11 protein-coding genes are annotated in these 16,176 nt (G+C 70.9%); 5 read left to right on the top strand and 6 right to left on the bottom strand.

What is annotated here, in order from left to right:
* Nucleotides 1-111 precede the first annotated feature (111 nt).
* Complete coding sequence (locus ACIRA5_RS44410; RefSeq protein ID WP_352045146.1) at nucleotides 112-1,281, top strand: lactate 2-monooxygenase; 1,170 nt, start codon at nucleotides 112-114, stop codon at nucleotides 1,279-1,281.
* Nucleotides 1,278-2,315, top strand: a complete 1,038-nt coding sequence (locus ACIRA5_RS44405) for a 2-hydroxyacid dehydrogenase (RefSeq protein WP_403701557.1) — start codon at nucleotides 1,278-1,280, stop codon at nucleotides 2,313-2,315. Before ACIRA5_RS44410 ends, ACIRA5_RS44405 begins: the two co-directional genes overlap by 4 nt.
* A 41-nt stretch (nucleotides 2,316-2,356) precedes the next feature.
* On the opposite strand, the gene ACIRA5_RS44400 is transcribed toward ACIRA5_RS44405, so the two are convergent.
* From ACIRA5_RS44400 to ACIRA5_RS44380, 5 genes are all read right to left on the bottom strand, one after another.
* Nucleotides 2,357-4,246 (bottom strand): ricin-type beta-trefoil lectin domain protein, encoded by a 1,890-nt coding sequence (locus tag ACIRA5_RS44400; RefSeq protein WP_403701554.1) that lies wholly within the window; start codon nucleotides 4,244-4,246, stop codon nucleotides 2,357-2,359.
* A gap of 542 nt (nucleotides 4,247-4,788) precedes the next feature.
* Nucleotides 4,789-5,166, bottom strand: a complete 378-nt coding sequence (locus tag ACIRA5_RS44395) for a toxin Doc (RefSeq protein WP_075028158.1) — start codon at nucleotides 5,164-5,166, stop codon at nucleotides 4,789-4,791.
* A gap of 3 nt (nucleotides 5,167-5,169) precedes the next feature.
* On the bottom strand, nucleotides 5,170-5,415 hold the full coding sequence (locus ACIRA5_RS44390) for a hypothetical protein (RefSeq protein WP_054234230.1): 246 nt from the start codon (nucleotides 5,413-5,415) through the stop codon (nucleotides 5,170-5,172).
* A gap of 166 nt (nucleotides 5,416-5,581) precedes the next feature.
* Nucleotides 5,582-6,211, bottom strand: a complete 630-nt coding sequence (locus ACIRA5_RS44385) for a hemerythrin domain-containing protein (protein ID WP_403701550.1) — start codon at nucleotides 6,209-6,211, stop codon at nucleotides 5,582-5,584.
* Nucleotides 6,208-7,833 carry an MFS transporter gene (locus tag ACIRA5_RS44380; protein WP_403701547.1) on the bottom strand — a complete coding sequence of 542 codons (1,626 nt, stop codon included), beginning with the start codon at nucleotides 7,831-7,833 and terminating at the stop codon, nucleotides 6,208-6,210. The genes ACIRA5_RS44385 and ACIRA5_RS44380 overlap by 4 nt, the downstream gene beginning before the upstream one ends.
* Nucleotides 7,834-8,006: 173 nt before the next feature.
* Between ACIRA5_RS44380 and sigJ the strand changes: the two genes are divergently transcribed.
* Together sigJ and ACIRA5_RS44370 are read left to right on the top strand one after the other, a co-directional pair.
* The gene (gene sigJ, locus ACIRA5_RS44375) at nucleotides 8,007-8,984 is read left to right on the top strand and encodes an RNA polymerase sigma factor SigJ (RefSeq protein WP_403701544.1); all 978 of its coding nucleotides are present in this window, start codon (nucleotides 8,007-8,009) and stop codon (nucleotides 8,982-8,984) included.
* Complete coding sequence (locus tag ACIRA5_RS44370; RefSeq protein ID WP_403701541.1) at nucleotides 8,981-10,528, top strand: cytochrome bc complex cytochrome b subunit; 1,548 nt, start codon at nucleotides 8,981-8,983, stop codon at nucleotides 10,526-10,528. The genes sigJ and ACIRA5_RS44370 overlap by 4 nt, the downstream gene beginning before the upstream one ends.
* On the opposite strand, the gene ACIRA5_RS44365 is transcribed toward ACIRA5_RS44370, so the two are convergent.
* Nucleotides 10,439-13,537, bottom strand: a complete 3,099-nt coding sequence (locus ACIRA5_RS44365) for a glycoside hydrolase family 2 TIM barrel-domain containing protein (RefSeq protein WP_403701538.1) — start codon at nucleotides 13,535-13,537, stop codon at nucleotides 10,439-10,441. The genes ACIRA5_RS44370 and ACIRA5_RS44365 overlap by 90 nt on opposite strands.
* 254 nt (nucleotides 13,538-13,791) lie before the next feature.
* Here ACIRA5_RS44365 and ACIRA5_RS44360 point away from each other — a divergent pair, with 254 nt between their 5' ends.
* Nucleotides 13,792-16,176 carry a SpoIIE family protein phosphatase gene (locus tag ACIRA5_RS44360; RefSeq protein WP_403701535.1) on the top strand — a complete coding sequence of 795 codons (2,385 nt, stop codon included), beginning with the start codon at nucleotides 13,792-13,794 and terminating at the stop codon, nucleotides 16,174-16,176.

The following is a 16,176-nucleotide window of genomic DNA, read 5'->3' as shown; positions in this document are numbered from 1 at the left end:
GGTGATGATTCCAGCCGCGCGATGTGCGCACCACGGTGGACGTCCCTTGTCACCTTCGCCAGGATCGACCGCGTACAGCGCGGTCTCAGGGACGAGAGGCGGGACGTACGGATGGCTAAGCATTGGGCCGACTTCCAGTACGAGATCTATCTGAACGGAATGACGGGCGCCGTGCCGCGGCTGCCCACCGATCTGACCCGGCTGGAGGAGCTCACCGAGCAGCGGCTCGGGCCCGGTCCGGTCGGCTACGTGGCGGGCAGCGCGGGCGACGGGAGCACCGCCCGGGCCAACCGGGCCGCCCTCGACCGGCGCCGGATCGTGCCGCGCATGCTGCGCGACGTACACGAACGCGATCTGTCCGTCGAGGTGTTGGGGCGCGCCCTGCCCGCGCCGCTGGCGCTCGCGCCCGTGGGCGTGCTGTCGATCATGCATCCGGACGCGGAGTCCGCCGCCGCGCGGGCCGCCGCGGCGCAGGGCGTCCCGTACATCCTGTCGTCGGCCTCCAGCACGCCCATGGAGCAGGTCGCGGAGGCGATGGGCGGGGCGGAGCGCTGGTTCCAGCTGTACTGGGCGAAGGACCGCGAGGTCACCCGGTCCTTCCTGGACCGGGCGAAGGCGGCCGGGTTCACCGCGCTGTTCGTCACTCTCGACACCCCGCTGCTGGCCTGGCGTCCGCGCGACCTCGACCAGGCGTATCTGCCGTTCCTGCACGGTGTGGGCACGGCGAACTACTTCTCCGACCCGGCGTTCCAGGCGGGTCTGGCCAAGCCGGTGCACGAGGACCCGAACGCGGCCGTGATGCACTTCGTCGGCATGTTCGCGGACCCGGGCAAGACCTGGCCCGATCTCGCGTTCCTGCGGGAGAACTGGGACGGGCCGATCGTCCTGAAGGGCATCCTGCACCCGGACGACGCCCGGCGCGCCGCCGACGCCGGGATGGACGGCGTGGTCGTCTCCAACCACGGAGGCCGGCAGGTGGCGGGGTCGGTGGCGGCGGCCGACGCGCTGCCACGGGTGGTGGAGGCGGTCGGCGAACAGCTGACCGTCCTCTTCGACAGCGGCATCCGCACCGGCGACGACGTCTTCAAGGCGCTCGCGCTCGGCGCGCGAGCCGTGCTCGTCGGACGCCCGTACGCCTATGGGCTGGGCCTGGACGGACAGGCGGGCGTCGAACACGTCGTCCGCTGTCTGCTCGCCGAGTTCGACCTCACTCTCGCCCTGTCCGGGCACGCCCGCCCCGCCACCCTCGGCCCCGACGACCTGATCGAGGAATCCGCATGAGCACCACCGACACCCCCCACACGGCCCACACGGCCGATACGACCGCCACGTCGGTCACCGCGGTGGCGAAGAACGTTCTGGCCGTGGTCTCGGCCCACGTCGGCGGTCGCGCCGCCGGTGCCGCGCTCGCCGGCGTCTTCCCCGGCGAGGCCAGGGTCACCGTCGTGGAGACGACCGACGAGGACCCGGCCGCGCTGCGCGAGGCCCATGTCATCATCACGGGTCTCAGCCCGGTGACCGCCGAACACCTCGCCGCCGCACCGGACCTGGAACTGGTCCAGTGCGCGAGCCACGGTTTCGACTACGTCGACCTGGACGCCGCCCGCGCCAAGGGTGTGCCGGTGTGCAACATCGGCTCCAGCGGCGCCGAGAAGCAGAACGTGGCCGAGCAGACCTTCGCCCTCATGCTGGCCCTCGCCAAGCAGCTGATCCCGGCGCACACCGCGCTCGTCGACGCCGACTGGGCGCTGCCCAGGCTGCAGCGGTCCATCACCGAACTGTCCGGCAAGACCCTCGGCATCGTCGGGCTCGGCCACATCGGCGAGGAGGTCGCCCGGCGCGCGGTCGCGTTCGACATGAGCATCGTGTATGCCGGTCCGCAGTCCGTCGGCGCGGAGGCCGAGGCGCGGCTCGGCGGCGCCCGTCATGTCGAACTCGACGAACTGCTGCGCACGTCGGACTACGTCACGCTGCACGCCCCGCTCACCGAGGAGACCCGGCATGTGCTGAACGCCGAGCGGCTCGCGCTCCTCAAGCCGACCACGTTCGTGGTCAACACCTCGCGGGGCGCCCTGATCGACCAGGACGCCCTCGCGGACGCGCTCGAGGCGGGTGCCCTGGCCGGGGCGGGCATCGACGTCTTCGACCCCGAACCGCCCACCTCGGCCCTGCGGTTGCTCAAGTCCCCGAACGTGGTGTTGTCGCCGCACGTCGCGGGCGTCACGCGCGAGACGCTCGTCCGGATCGCGCTGGCGGCCGTCCAGAACGCCGCCGACTTCGTGGCGGGCAAGCCGCCACGGGACGTGGTGTCCTAGGTCCTGTCGTCACATTCCCGTCGTCCGCCCGGCGCGCCCCGTTACAGTCCCAACCCCTCTGCCAGGGAGGAGAGCTGAGCGGTCGGCGGGAGCGCGGGCCGGGCGCTCGTGCGGTCGCCGACCGTCACGGAACGGGGCTCGGCGGAGGACTCCGAAGGGGTCGCCGACGGGTCGGCCCTGCCGTCCGTCGGCGACTCGCTGGGCGACGCGCTCGGCTCATCGGCCGTGCTCTGCGGGGACGGCGGCTCGCTGACCGGCCGGGTCGAGGCGCTCGCCGTCCCCGCGATCGACAGCGATCCGGGGTCGGCCGAGGCGGAGTCGGTCCGCCACCGCTGCGCGTCGGAGCCGTCCCGGTCCTTGACCACGATGTCGGCGTTCGGATCGGAGGAGCTGGGCGTGACCGCGAGTCCCTCGCGCGAGCGGGACAGCAACTCGCCCCGCACGGTGAGGTCGTAGCGCACGTCTCCGCCCCGCGCGGCGCTCTTCGCGACGCAGCGGTCCAGGGCGACGACACCGTCGTCGGCGTGCGAGTCCAGGCACAGCGCGGGGTCGGCCACGCTGCGCAACAGGCCGTCGCTCTCGTACGACCACTGCTGGGTCCAGGCGGACGAGCAGACCGCCAGCTCGGCCTCGGCACCGACCTCGGCCTTTCCGCCCCGGATGTCGAGGCAGAGATCGGCGGCGAGGTTGCGCAGCCGGGTCTGCTCGGTGCTGGTGGGCAGTCCGGCCGAGGTCGGGGGCGAGGAGTCGGCGGAGGGGTCCGGGTCGACCGGGCTGGGCGAGACGGTGTGGCTGCTGCCGACACCCGTGGAGGCGGTCGGGTCGGCGCCACCGTCGCCGTGGGACCACAGGCTGATGGTGAGCACGGTCACGAGCAGCACCGCCGAGGCCGTGCCCGCCCCTGTGAGCAAGACCTTCGAGTGCTTCTGGGCGATCTGGGCCAGCCGTCCGGGCGCGGGGATCTGCGCCAGCAGACGATGCCGGCCGGCACTTCCAGGACGCCCGCCGGTACCCACGCGCCCGCCGGTACCCGCGCCTCCGCCGGCGCCCGCCTGTCCGACGCCCAACGCGGCCCCCTCCTCGGGGCGCACCGCTTGCCGCACACGCCCCGGGCGTGCGTCGAGGTAGCGTCGCGCGCCCCAGCCGAGCACCGCTTCGGCGAGGAGAATCCCCAAGCCACCCTCGAAATAGCCGAGTTGCTCGGCCGCGTGCCGACAGTGGCGGCACTCCCCCAGATGCTGTCGGACATCCGGCAGCAAGGCGCCCCCACGACGAATCGGGACGTCGAGCAGCCGGTTGTAGAAGCCGCATTCCTTGCTCGGCGCGAGTTCCCGGTGGGCGCGCACACATCCCTGGCGGAATTGCTCACGGGCCTGCTCCAGAGCGGCCGACGCGGTGTCGACGTCCACGCCCGACAGACCGGCCGGTACGGAAATGTCCTCGGCCTCGACCTCGGTGTGCCACAGCAGGCACTGGGCGAGGGGCGGCAAGGCATGGAAAGAACGCTCGGCGAGCTGACGATTTTCGGTGGTCATGGACTGCGCCGCCCGCATACCCCGCCCCCCGGCGGGTTTCCTCAAATCCGGCAGAACGCCGGATATCCGGTCCTCGCCGGACCACTCGTTGACGGTGTCCCGCACGGTCACGAGGAGTCGGGGCCGCAGGGCCGCTCCGGACTCACCGCGTATCAGGCAGTCGAGGGCGTAGTGGAAGGACGTCGCGGCGACCATCGAGGCGACGTTCGAGGAAGAGGCGAGGCAGATGGCCGCGTAGTCGTACGTCGGCTGCCAGTGCCGCGCCATCAGCAGGGCGACGGACTGCGTGGCCTCGTCCTCCGTCCGGCCTCTCAGCCGCGCGGCGAGGCTTTCGTCGGACTCCCCGGGAGCACCGCCGGGAGGATAGGACGGGCGAGGGGGGTGGGGGGTGGGCACAGAGCGGGTTCCTTCCAAGGTTCAAGGTGGTACACAGAAATTCCTTGGTCGCCGAAAAGGGAGCCCCTGCCTGGTGCACACCTTTTGACGGAGCGCCGGGAAAATGGCCGCCGGCCCGGAATACTGAACACCGATTTCATACCCGGCCATTGACCCGCGCGGTAAGTTCACCCTCGCACAACACGCTCACGACCAACAAGGCACTTGGGCAACATCCGCATATTGAAAGATAGTCAGTAACTGCGCCAACTCGCTGCGCTCGCACCGGCTTTCGAAATTTCCCGCGCCACGTTCACGCGCCTCACCGCGGCACCACGTTCATACGCCATGGGGGCTCAAGCGCCCCGTGTGAACCGCGCGCTCACTCCGGAGCCCATCGCACGCTCCCGGCGCGCGGACCTCCGTAGTCCACTGGAACCCGGCCCTTCTCGGAGGCCCCGCGCAGGACGGCGGCTCTCCCGCGCGAAACCGGCCGCCGGCCCCGATCCTCCCGCCCTCGGCCGGCGGCCTCGGGGGCGACAGGGGGGGCCGCGCGGCAGGTATCAGATCTGCCAGGAGCGCAGCCGGTCGGCCGCGCCGTAGACGTCGGTCTTGCCGGAGATCAGATCCCGGGCGAGATCGACGAGCGCCCCGTAGGGCGGGTCGATCCCGACACCGCTGACGAACATGTACGCCACCGCCGCCGAACAGGCAAAACGGGCGTTGGCCGCCGGAAGCGGCTTCAGCAGGGCCAGGGTGTGCAGAAGAGCGGCGGCGCGCCAGGCCGGGTCGGAGTCGACTCCGAGGCGGGGCGGGTCCACGCGGTGCCGGGCCACCGCGGCGACCAGGGCCGAGAAGTCGTTGACCGTGGGCTGGTCGGGCAGCACCTCTTCGTGGCGCTGCAGCAGCCAGGGCACGTCGATATGGATGACGGGAGCCATCGCTCAGGCCGCCCGTCCCTCACCCCTGCCGGGAGGTTCGTCTTCGGGGAAGGCGGCCGCGAACTCGTCGGCGTGCGCCGTGAAGAAGCGGCGGAACACCTCCGCGCCCTCCTTCAGCGCCCGGTGCCGCACAATGTCGGCCGCGGCCGCCTCGCGCACCAGGGCCTTCATCGACGTACCGCGCTCTTTGGCGATCTGCCGGAGGTCCTCGAGTTCACGGTCACTGAACTCCACATTCAACGCTGGCATGCCACCACGGTACCGCGAGGGTACTTACTCGTAAATATCACCTGCTCAAGGGGTATGCGCGGCGGTACCGCGAGCCGATTCAGCGAGGCCGCGTACGGGCGCTCGGCGGCGGCCCCGCTCCGGAGGGCCGGATGGAGCGGAACCCCGCCGGGGCGCTTCCGCGCTCTCAGGCCCCCCACAACCCGCGCCTGCGGTAGCCCGCCTCCCAGAACAGCTTGTTGAGGACGCGTACGGGCGGCGGGAACGCGCCGAGGAACCGGGCGCGGTCGGCGGGCGGCGCTCCGTCGACGATCCACGGTACGAAGAGCGCGGCCCCGCGCACGCCCTGCGTCTTACGGATACGGCCGGTGAACGCGCCCCAGTCCGCGGGCGTCAGCACCTCCCGGATGAGCGGTAGAGCACTCTCCTCCTCGTGGGCGAGGTGGTCGTCGAGGGCCGATGCCAACGTGCGGACCAGGGCGGGGAGTTCGGCCGACCGGTCCTTCAGGGCCGCGTCGACGGCGGTGAGCCGCGGGTCGAGGAGGGCGTGCTCCGCCTCCATCTCGGCGAGGAGGGTGACATCCCGGGGACGGCCCGCGACCTTGCGCTCCACGCGCGGCCACAGATCGCTGTCCTCGGCGGTGTGGTGGATGTGCAGCTGATGCCTGAAGTTGTCCCAGCCCGCGCGGACCTGGGGGGTGAAGGCGGTGCCGTCGGCCGCCGCGTCGCCGAGGCGTTCCAGGTCGCGGCGGAAGGCGTCGTGGGCTGCGTACATGACGGTGAGGTCGACCGTGCCGGCCGCGGCTTCGGTGGTCATGAGGTCGCTTCCTCCAGTTCGGGTTCGTAGACGGGCAGGGCGTGCGGGTTGGCCGACGGGCCGCGGTGACGGCGTACGGCGAGGCAGGTGAGCGCGCCGGTCAGCAGGACGGCGGCCGAGACCAGGACGGCGGGATCCATGGCGTGCACGAAGCCGTGGCCGAAGACCTGGGCGCCCAGCGCGCGCATGCGCTCCGCGATGTCGTGTGGTACGCCCTCCGGCAGCCGTGCCGCCTGGCGCGCGTTCACATCGGTCCCCGCCTGGGAGAAGCCGCCGACGAAGCCGTCGCGGTAGGCGGCGGGCAGTTGTCCGGCGCGCTGTCGGGCCTGGTCGGTGAGCGAGGAGGCGAGCTGGGCCTGGAGCACGGCGCCGACGACGGCGCCCGCGAGCACCGAACCGACCTGCCTCAGCGCGTTGTTGACGCCGGATGCCGCTCCGGAGAGCTTCGCCGGTACGTTGCGCATGACCTCCGTGGCCATCGGTGCGAAGGTGCAACCCGCGCCCAGACCCGCGAGGAAGAGGGGGAAGGCGACCGCGGTCCAGCTCGACCCGACGTCGGCCGCGGCCACGATCCACACCAGGGCCGCCGTCCACGCGAGCAGCCCGGTCATCAGGATGAACTTGCCGCCGATCTTGTCCGCGAGGACTCCGGCGGGCCCGGCCATCACGAACGAGCCGAGCGCGAGAGGCAGCAGTACGAGCCCGGACTTGAGCGCGCTGAAGCCCAGGACGGACTGCAGATAGATCGTCAGCGGCAGGAACATCCCGACGATGCCGAAGGACACGGTGACGCCCACGAAGTTGATGAGGGTGAAGTTGCGGTCCTTGAAGAGTGAGAAGGGGACGAGCGGGTCGTGGCCCTGCTGGCCGCGCTCATGGCCGAGGAAGGCGGCGAAGAGGAGTGCCGCCGCGCCGAACAGCGACCAGATCCAGGCGTTCCAGTCGTAGCGCTGCCCCTCCGTCAGGCCGAAGGCCAGGCAGAACAGGGTTCCCGAGGCGAGCAGCACGCCCAGGGTGTCGAAGCGGTGGCGTACGGTGCGCCGTGAACCGGGGATGACCGCCGCGGCCAGGCCCAGCACCACGACCCCGAGCGGCAGGTTCACGAAGAAGATCCACCGCCAGTCGAGGTGGGTGATCAGCGCGCCGCCGATGATCGGGCCGAGGGCGCCGGAGACGCCCGCGACCACGCCCCAGATGCCCATCGCGGCACCCCGCCGGTCGGCCGGGAACACCTCCGCGATGATCGACAGGGTCTGCGGCATGAGCAGCGCCGCGCCCAGGCCCTGGACCGCGCGGAACGCGATCAGCTGCGCCGGATTCTGCGCGAGGCCGCAGGCGAGGCTGGCGAGGGTGAAGACGGCGACGCCCGCGAGGAACAGGTTGCGTTTGCCGCGCAGGTCGCCGAGGCGGCCCGCGGTGATCATCAGGACGGCCAGGGCGAGGGTGTAGGCGTTGACGACCCACAGGATCTCGTCGAGGGAGGCGTCGAGGTCCTGGCCCATGTCGGGGATCGCGATGTTCACGATCGTCAGGTCGAGCAGGGTCATGAAGAAGCCCAGGGAGAGCGTGATGAGGATCGCCCATGGGTTGCCGTGCCACTTGTCGTGCCACTTCTTGAACACGGTGTCTGTCTCCTTGTGTCGAGGCATCGGACTCGCGTTCAAGAGGGCGTGGGCTCCGACCGGTGTGACGCCCGGCAGGCCCCGTGAGACGTACGTCACATTTCGCCCTCCGGACGTCACATTCGGGCCCGCTTCTCCCCTCGCAGTAGTGAGCGCACCAAGGGAGGCAAGGCATGTCCGAAAGCCCCGCGGCCGGGACGGCCGACGGCGCGACGCAGGTGTTCGTCGACCACCGCGAACTGCTCTTCGCGATCGTCTACAACATCCTCGGCAGCGTCGCCGACACCGACGACGTCCTCCAGGAGACCTGGCTGTCCTGGACGGGCCGCGCCCACCGCACCCCGCTGGAGGGCATCACCAACCCGCGCGCCTATCTCGTACGCATCGCCGTGAACCACGCGCTCGCGCGGCGCGCCGCGATCACCCGCCGCCGCGAGACGTATGTGGGCCCCTGGCTGCCGGAGCCGCTGCTCGACGAGCCCGCCCCCGAGGACTCGGCCGACGACCGGGCCCTGCGCTCGGAGTCGGTGTCGCTGGCGATGCTCGTGGTCCTCGAGTCCCTCACCCCGCTGGAGCGCGCGGTCTTCGTCCTCAACGAGGTGTTCGGCTACGCGCACACCGAGATCGCGGAGGTCATCGACCGCAGCCCCGCGGCGGTACGCCAGCTCGCGCACCGCGCACGGGAACACGTGCACGCCCGTCGGCCGCGCTACCAGGCCCATCCGCGCGTCCGCCGGCAGGCGACCGAGCGCTTCGTCGAGGCCGCGCTCGGCGGGGACATCGCGGCGCTGATGGAGATCCTGGCACCGGACGTCACGGTGTGGACGGACGGCGGCGGGAAGGCCTCGGGCGGGCTGCGTCCGGTGCACGGCCGGGACAAGGCGGCGCGGCTGTTCGCCGGTTACGCGACCCGGCGCAGCACCGGCTTCGACCTGCGCTACCGGCGCGTCAACGGCGACGACTCCGCCGTGCTCTTCGAGGGCGAGTCGCCGTACGCGGTCATGGTCATGGACCTCACCGCGGACGGCGAGCAGGTGTCAGGCGTCTACATCGTCACCAATCCCGAGAAGCTCGCGCATGTGCGGCGCGACGAGGAGAACCAGGAGCCCGGTGGCGACGAGACCAGTGTCGAGGAGGGGGAGCGCGCATGACCGCCACGGACCACCGGCCCGCGAAGGCGTCCTCCGGCGAACGTGTCGCCGACTGGTTCGACGGCCGGCTCGGTGTGTACGCCCTCGGCAGGCGCTATCTGCGCAAGGTCTTCCCGGACCACTGGTCCTTCCTCCTCGGCGAGATCTGCCTGTACAGCTTCGTCGTGCTGATCCTCACCGGGGTGTACCTGACCCTGTTCTTCCACCCCTCCATGAACGAGGTGACGTACCACGGCGGTTACGTCCCCCTGAACGGCATCCGGATGTCGGAGGCGTACGCCTCGACGCTCCACATCAGCTTCGACGTGCGCGGCGGACTGCTGGTCCGGCAGCTGCACCACTGGGCCGCGCTGGTCTTCCTCGCCGCGATGCTGACGCACATGATGCGGCACTTCTTCACCGGCTCGTTCCGCAAGCCCCGCGAGGTGAACTGGGTGTTCGGCTGGACGCTGCTGCTCCTCGGTCTGTTCGAGGGCCTCTTCGGCTACTCGCTGCCGGACGACCTGCTGTCCGGGACGGGGCTCAGGTTCGTGGACGGGGCGATCCTGTCGGTGCCGGTGGTCGGCACGTATCTGTCGTTCTTCCTGTTCGGCGGGGAGTTCCCCGGCCACGACATCGTGGCCCGGTTCTACTCCCTGCACATCCTGCTGATTCCGGGGATCATGGCGGCACTTGTCGTCGCCCATCTGATCCTCGTCGTGTACCACAAGCACACCCAGTTCGCGGGCCCTGGGAAGACCGAACGCAACGTCGTGGGCACCCCGTTCCTGCCGGTCTACCTGGCGAAGGCGGGCGGCTTCTTCTTCCTGGTGTTCGGTGTCCTCGCGCTGATCTCGGCGGTGGCGACCATCAACCCGGTCTGGTCGTACGGTCCTTACCGTGCCGACCAGGTGTCGACGGGCGCCCAGCCGGACTGGTACCTGGGCTTCGCCGAGGGTCTGGTGCGCGTCATGCCGGGCTGGGAGATCAGCGTGGCAGGGCACACGCTCGTGCTCGGTGTGCTGATACCCATCGTCGTCTTCCCGCTGCTTCTGGTCGCCATCGGGGTGTACCCGTTCATCGAGTCGTGGGTCACGGGAGACCGGCGTGAGCACCATCTCCTCGACCGCCCGCGCAACCGGCCGGTGCGTACGTCGATCGGAGCGGCCTGGATCAGCCTCTATCTGATCCTGCTCGCGGGTGGCGGCAACGACATCGTGGCGACGCGCTTGCATCTGTCGATCAACACCGTCACCTGGGCGGTGCGGATCTCCCTGTTCGTCGTCCCGGTCGTCGTCTTCGTGGTCACCCGCCGCGTCTGCCTGGGGTTGCAGCTGCGGGACCGGGAACTGGTGGCGCACGGCCGTGCGACCGGCGTCGTCAAACGCCTGCCGCACGGCGAGTACGTCGAGGTGCACCGCCCGCTCGGCCCGGCCGAACTCCATACGCTGACCGAGCACGAGCACCGGGACCGGTCAGACCACCGGGACCTCCAGACGGCTGATCCGCAGCCCGCCCTCGACGGCGCCCGGGTGCCCGCTCGCCATGAGGAGCCGCAGCCGTGAGCCGCGCACCCCGTCGAAGGTGATCACGGTCGGCGCGTCGGACGCGGTGGCCCAGTCGACGGCCGTTCCCTCCACCGGCACGTACCGCCTGCCGTCCCACACCGCGACCTCGACCGACGCGGGCCGCGTGTGCGTCGCGTCGACGGTGAAGGAGACCTCGACGCGGTCGACCGCGCGGGGACGGGCCCAGGCGACCGAGACCCAGTCCTCGGGGCGGGCCCCGCTGAAGGCGGGCAGCAGAGCCGTCGCCGACTTGTAGAAGGCGTTGGACCACCCCGTCGCCGCGTCCCCGTCGAGCATGGCGGCGGGCAGGGTGTCCGGGCGGCCGGAGTAACTGGCGTCCACGAGCGGCTCGTTCGGGGCGCCGGGACCCGGGTCCGGCCGGAAGACCGCGGGCGGGGTGGTCGCCTTCACTCGTGCCGGGGTGGTGCGTACGGTGAGGGTGGCGCCGCGTACTCGCTCGGAGCGTGCCGTCACCCTGAGCGAGCCCGGCCGCGTGCCGGATCGTACGATCGCGAGTGCCTTGCCGTGGAAGGCCGTTCGCGTGCTCGCCTGATAGCGCTCGGCGCTCTCCTCCCGACCGTTGTCGAGCCCGGCGAGCGAGCCGCCGCCGATGTCGAAGGCGATCAGGTGCTCCGCGTCGGGCACGACCGCACCACGGGCGTCGACGACCTCGGCCGTCACGAAGAGCAGGGACCGGTCGTCGGCGGCGAGCGACGTGCGGTCCGGCGTGAGGCGTAGCGCGTGCGGCGCCCCGGCGGTGCGCAGGACGTCCGTGGCGACCGTACGGCCGTCGCGGCGGGCCACCGCCTTCAACTCACCCGGCACGTAAGGCACTTTCCAGGTGAGGTGGAGTTTGCCCGCGCTGCCGTTGGGGCTGGTGTAACTGCCCGGGTAGGGGCCCGAGGTGAAGGTCTTGTCGTCGCCGGTCGCCTCGGTGGTCTCCAGATAGGTACGGCCGTCGGTGGTCGTCTTGGTGTCGAACCTCCTTGTGCCGAGGGACTTCCCGTTGAGGAAGAGCTCCACGGTGTCGACGTTCGCGTACGCCCAGACCTCGACCGTGTCGCCGGCTTCGTGGTTCCACGTCATGGGCACCAGATGGACCATGGGCTCGCTCACCCACTGGCTCCTGAACAGGTGGTACATGTCCTTGGGGAAGCCCGCGGTGTCGACCGCGCCGAAGAAGGACGCCTTCACCGGGAAGACGTCGTACGGCGTGGGCTCCCCGATGTAGTCGATGCCCGACCACAGGAACTCACCCGCGAACCACTTGCGGTCCCGGTCCTTCTTGTGCCCGTACTCGCCGCTCATCGTCCAGGACGCGAGGTTGTTGTCGTACGAGGAGACCGCGCGACGGCCCGGCGTGTGGTTCTCGCCGGTATTGAGGTGCTCCGGCTCCTGATAGGCGGAGCGGGTCGAGGTCTCGGACGACGACTCCGACTCGAAGAGGAAGAGGTGCGGATAGGCGGCGTGCAGGGCGTCCACCGACTGGGCGGTGTTGTAGTTCAGACCGAGCCCGTCCAGCTTGGCGAGCATGAGGTCGGCAGCGGAGCCCTTCGTGGGCACGCGACGGTATTTGTCCGAGCCGATGACCAGCGGCCTGGTGTCGTCCGCCGCCTTGATCGCGGCGATGATCCGGTCCGCCATCCCGAGGCCCGGGGTGGAGGTGGAGTCGGGGATCTCGTTGCCGATGGACCACAGGACCACGGCAGGCGAGTTGCGGGCCGCGAGGACCATCTCGGTGGCGTCCTGCTCGCACCACTCGTCGAAGAACCGGCCGTAGTCGTATCTCGTCTTGCCGGTCCGCCAGCAGTCGAACGCCTCCACCATCATCACGATGCCCAGTTCCTCGCAGACCTGGATCATCTGCGGCGAGGGCGGATTGTGCGAGGTGCGGAAGGCGTTGACGCCCATCGACTTCATGATCGTCATCTGCCGGCGTACGGCGTCGACACTGATCGCGGCGCCCAGCGCCCCCTGGTCGTGGTGCAGGTCGACGCCCTTGATCTTGGCGTGGACGCCGTTGAGGTGGAAGCCCTCGTCCGGGTCGAAGCGGAAGGTGCGGATGCCGAAGGAAGTGCGGCAGGTGTCGACCCTCGCGTCAGCGACCCGCAGTTCGGTCTCCAGGGTGTAGCGGTGGCCCGGAGTCGCGAAGTCCCACAACCGGGGCCTGGTGACGGTGAGTTCATGGGTCTCGTCGGCGTGGTCGGCGACCGCGACCATGCTCGACGTACGGGCCGCCGTACGGCCGTCGGGGTCGACGATCCGCGAGATCACCTGGACCTCGGCGGCGGCACCGGACGCGTTGACGACGGTCGTCCGCACCCGTACGACCGCCCGCTCCGCCGTGATGTCCGGCGTGGTGACATACGTGCCCCAGCGCTGGACGTGCACCGGTTCGGTGACCATGAGCCGGGCCTCGCGGTAGATGCCACTGCCCGAGTACCAGCGGCTGCTGGGCAGTTGGTTCTGCACCTTCACCGCGATGACGTTCTCGGTGGTGCCGTCCGTGTGCAGCAGATCGGTGAGGTCGAAGGCGAACCCCGTGTACCCGTAGGGGTGGTGGCCGACCTCCTCGCCGTTGCAGTACACGTGCGAGTCCATGTAGACGCCGTCGAACTCCACGGAGATCCGCCGGCCGGCGAGGGCGGGCGGCAGCGTGAAGGTGGTGCGATACCAGCCGAGGCCGCCCGGGAAGAAGCCGGTGCCACTGGTGGTGCCGTGTTCCGTGGTGGGGGTCTGTTCGATGCTCCAGTCGTGCGGAACGGACACTTCGCGCCAGGCCGAGTCGTCGTAGCCGGGCTGCGCGGCGCCCTCGTACGCGCCGGTGGGGTCGGTGATCCCACCCGGGTTGACCAGCGCGAAGCGCCAGCCGTCGCGCAGCTCGACCAAGCGGCGGCCCGCGGCGCGCCCCGGCGAGTCCGCCCAGGCGTCGGCGGCGCCCAGGAGCGATCCGGCCGCGGGTGCGGCGGTTCCTGCGATCAATACCGATCTTCGAGTGACCGACATGGCGGCTCTCCCTACTCAAGGGCCCATAAGTCATCACAACTGATCGTGAACAAACAGATTCTGACGGGGTGACACACGGCCCCGTCAAGGGTGCGGCACCCACTTCCGCCCCTCGCATCACATCGGCCGGAATCCGTCGTACCGATGTCCCCCTGGGGCCGCCCGTGTCCCGGGTGCGGAACGCGCGTACGCACTAGGCTGGAACCCGAGTGACGCGCCTGTTCACTGTGAGTGTCCGCAATGGAGTGGCGACGATGAGCCCGGTCCACCCGCTCGACGAGGCTGCCACTGCACGGGCGGTCATCGACGGGAACGGCACCCTCCTCCGATGGAGCGAAGGGGCCCGCCGTCTACTGGGCCATGCCCCGGAGGAGGTCGAGGGGCGGCCCGCCGCCGATCTGCTGGCCACGGACACACCCGTACCGGCCGAACCGACCGGTAACCGCTGGAACGGCAGCCTCGATCTGCGCCACCGCGACGGACACACCGTCTCCGTGTGGCTGCTCGCCCACCGCAGGAAGCCGCGGGACGGCGGCCCGGCCACCTGGCTGGTGGTCACCCCGCTGGAGGCCCGCGGCCCGCGCGCGCCGGACGACCCGCTGACGACGGCGGTGCTGGCGCAGTCCCCGTGCCCGATGGCCGTCTACGACGACCGGCTGCGCCTCTTCGGGGTGAACGACGCGATGGCCGACGTGATCGGCCTCCCCGAGTCCCGCATCCAGGGCCTGAGGTTCTCCGAGATCGGCGGCAAGGAGGAGAGCGAAGCCCTCGAATCACAGCTGCACGAGGTCCTCGTCACCGGAACCGGTCGGGACGTGGAGACGTTCATGCAGACCGGCGGCGAGTACCACGCGCACGCCTGGCTCGCCCGGATCGCCCCGCTCACCGACGCCCAAGGCCAGGTACGTGGAGTGTGCCTGGCCGCGCACGACTTCACCGAGCAGTACAACGCCCGGGAGCGGCTGCAGCTCGTCAACGAGGCCAGCGTGCGTATCGGCACCACCCTCGACGTCACCCGAACGGCCCAGGAGCTCGCCGACGTCTGTGTGCCCGCCCTGGGCGACTTCGTCAGCGTCGACCTGCTGGACCCGCCGGAGCACGGGGGCGAACCCCACCCGGAGCCGCCGACCGTGCCGATCAGGCTGCGCCGCGCCGCCCACCAGTCGGTGAACCCGGGCTGCCCGGAGGCGGTCGTCAAACCCGGCCAGGTCGATGTCTACCCCGTCCACTCACCGCAGGCGGACTCCCTCACGGCCTCCCGGACCATCGTCGCCCCCGACGACACCGCCACGCTGGCGGAGTGGCTCTCCTGGGACGAGGTACGCGGCGCCCGCATCGCCGAGTACGGCCTGCACACCAGCATGTCGGTGCCGATCAAGGCGCGGGGCCAGACCCTCGGGGTGGCCGTCCTCACCCGGTTCCGGCGCCCCGATCCCTTCACCCCCGACGACGTACTGCTGGCCGAGGAGGTGACGGCCAGGGCCGGCGTCTGCATCGACAACGCCCGGCGCTTCTCCCGGGAACGGGAGACCGCCCTCGCTCTCCAGCGCAGTCTGCTCCCCCAGTCACTGCCCAGGACGGCCGCCGTGGAGGCGGCCTCCCGCTATCTCCCCGCCGCACGGGCCGGAGTGGGCGGCGACTGGTTCGACGTGATCCCGCTGTCCGGGATGCGGGTCGCCATGGTCGTCGGCGACGTCGTCGGCCACGGCATCGCGGCCTCCGCCACCATGGGACGGCTGCGCACCGCCGTCCGTACGCTCGCCGACATCGACCTCGCCCCCGACGAACTGCTCACCCACCTCGACGACCTCGTCCTACGGCTCTCCACGGAGGCCGGCGCCGAGGGCACCACCGGCGAGGTCGGCGCGACGTGCCTGTACGCGGTCTACGACCCGGTCTCACGGCGCTGCGCCCTCGCCCGGGCCGGCCATCCCCCGCCGGTCATGCTCCCACCCGGGGGACCGCCCCGGCAGATCGAGCTGCCGGCCGGTCCGCCGCTGGGCCTGGGCGGACTGCCCTTCGAGTCCGTCGAGCTCGCCCTCCCCGAGGACACGGTGCTCGCGCTGTTCACCGACGGCCTGATCGAGAACCGCGAACGGGACGTCGAGGCCAACCACGAGCTGCTGTGCCATGCCCTGGCGGAGTCCGCGGACTCCCTGGAAGGCGCCTGCCACGACATTCTGCGGACCCTGCTTCCGGTGGGCGGGGCCCAGGACGACGTGGCGCTGCTGCTCGCCCGGACCCACGGGCTCGCGCCCTCCCAGGTGGCGACCTGGGACATTCCCGCCGACCCCGCACTGGTCGCGCCGATCCGCAAGCAGGTCGTCGACCAGCTCGCCGCCTGGGAGCTGAGCGCCGCGACGTTCACGGCCGAGCTCGTGGTGAGCGAGCTGGTCACCAACGCCATCCGCTACGGCGAGCCGCCCATCCGGCTGCGGCTCATCCACGACGCCGAGACCCTGATCTGCGAGGTCTCCGACAGCAGCCACACCGCGCCGCATCTGCGCCGGGCCAAGACCTACGACGAGGGCGGGCGCGGGCTGCTGCTGGTCGCCCAGCTCACCCAGCGCTGGGGCAGCCGCCACACGGCCGACGGCAAGACGATCTGGGCGGAGCTGACGCTCCTCGGGGAGTTCTGA

Origin of the sequence: Streptomyces sp. NPDC096311 (assembly GCF_044763085.1) — a bacterium.
Lineage (GTDB): Bacteria > Actinomycetota > Actinomycetes > Streptomycetales > Streptomycetaceae > Streptomyces.
This window is presented reverse-complemented; position numbering and strand designations above follow the sequence as displayed.

Excerpts from the sequence above, each read along its gene's own strand:
- ACIRA5_RS44410 (WP_352045146.1), top strand. The coding sequence starts at position 112 with ATGGCTAAGCATTGGGCCGACTTCCAGTACGAGATCTATCTGAACGGA.
- ACIRA5_RS44405 (WP_403701557.1), top strand. The coding sequence starts at position 1,278 with ATGAGCACCACCGACACCCCCCACACGGCCCACACGGCCGATACGACC.
- ACIRA5_RS44395 (WP_075028158.1), bottom strand. The coding sequence starts at position 5,166 with ATGGCTCCCGTCATCCATATCGACGTGCCCTGGCTGCTGCAGCGCCAC.
- ACIRA5_RS44390 (WP_054234230.1), bottom strand. The coding sequence starts at position 5,415 with ATGCCAGCGTTGAATGTGGAGTTCAGTGACCGTGAACTCGAGGACCTC.
- ACIRA5_RS44385 (WP_403701550.1), bottom strand. The coding sequence starts at position 6,211 with ATGACCACCGAAGCCGCGGCCGGCACGGTCGACCTCACCGTCATGTAC.
- sigJ (WP_403701544.1), top strand. The coding sequence starts at position 8,007 with ATGTCCGAAAGCCCCGCGGCCGGGACGGCCGACGGCGCGACGCAGGTG.
- ACIRA5_RS44370 (WP_403701541.1), top strand. The coding sequence starts at position 8,981 with ATGACCGCCACGGACCACCGGCCCGCGAAGGCGTCCTCCGGCGAACGT.
- ACIRA5_RS44365 (WP_403701538.1), bottom strand. The coding sequence starts at position 13,537 with ATGTCGGTCACTCGAAGATCGGTATTGATCGCAGGAACCGCCGCACCC.
- ACIRA5_RS44360 (WP_403701535.1), top strand. The coding sequence starts at position 13,792 with ATGAGCCCGGTCCACCCGCTCGACGAGGCTGCCACTGCACGGGCGGTC.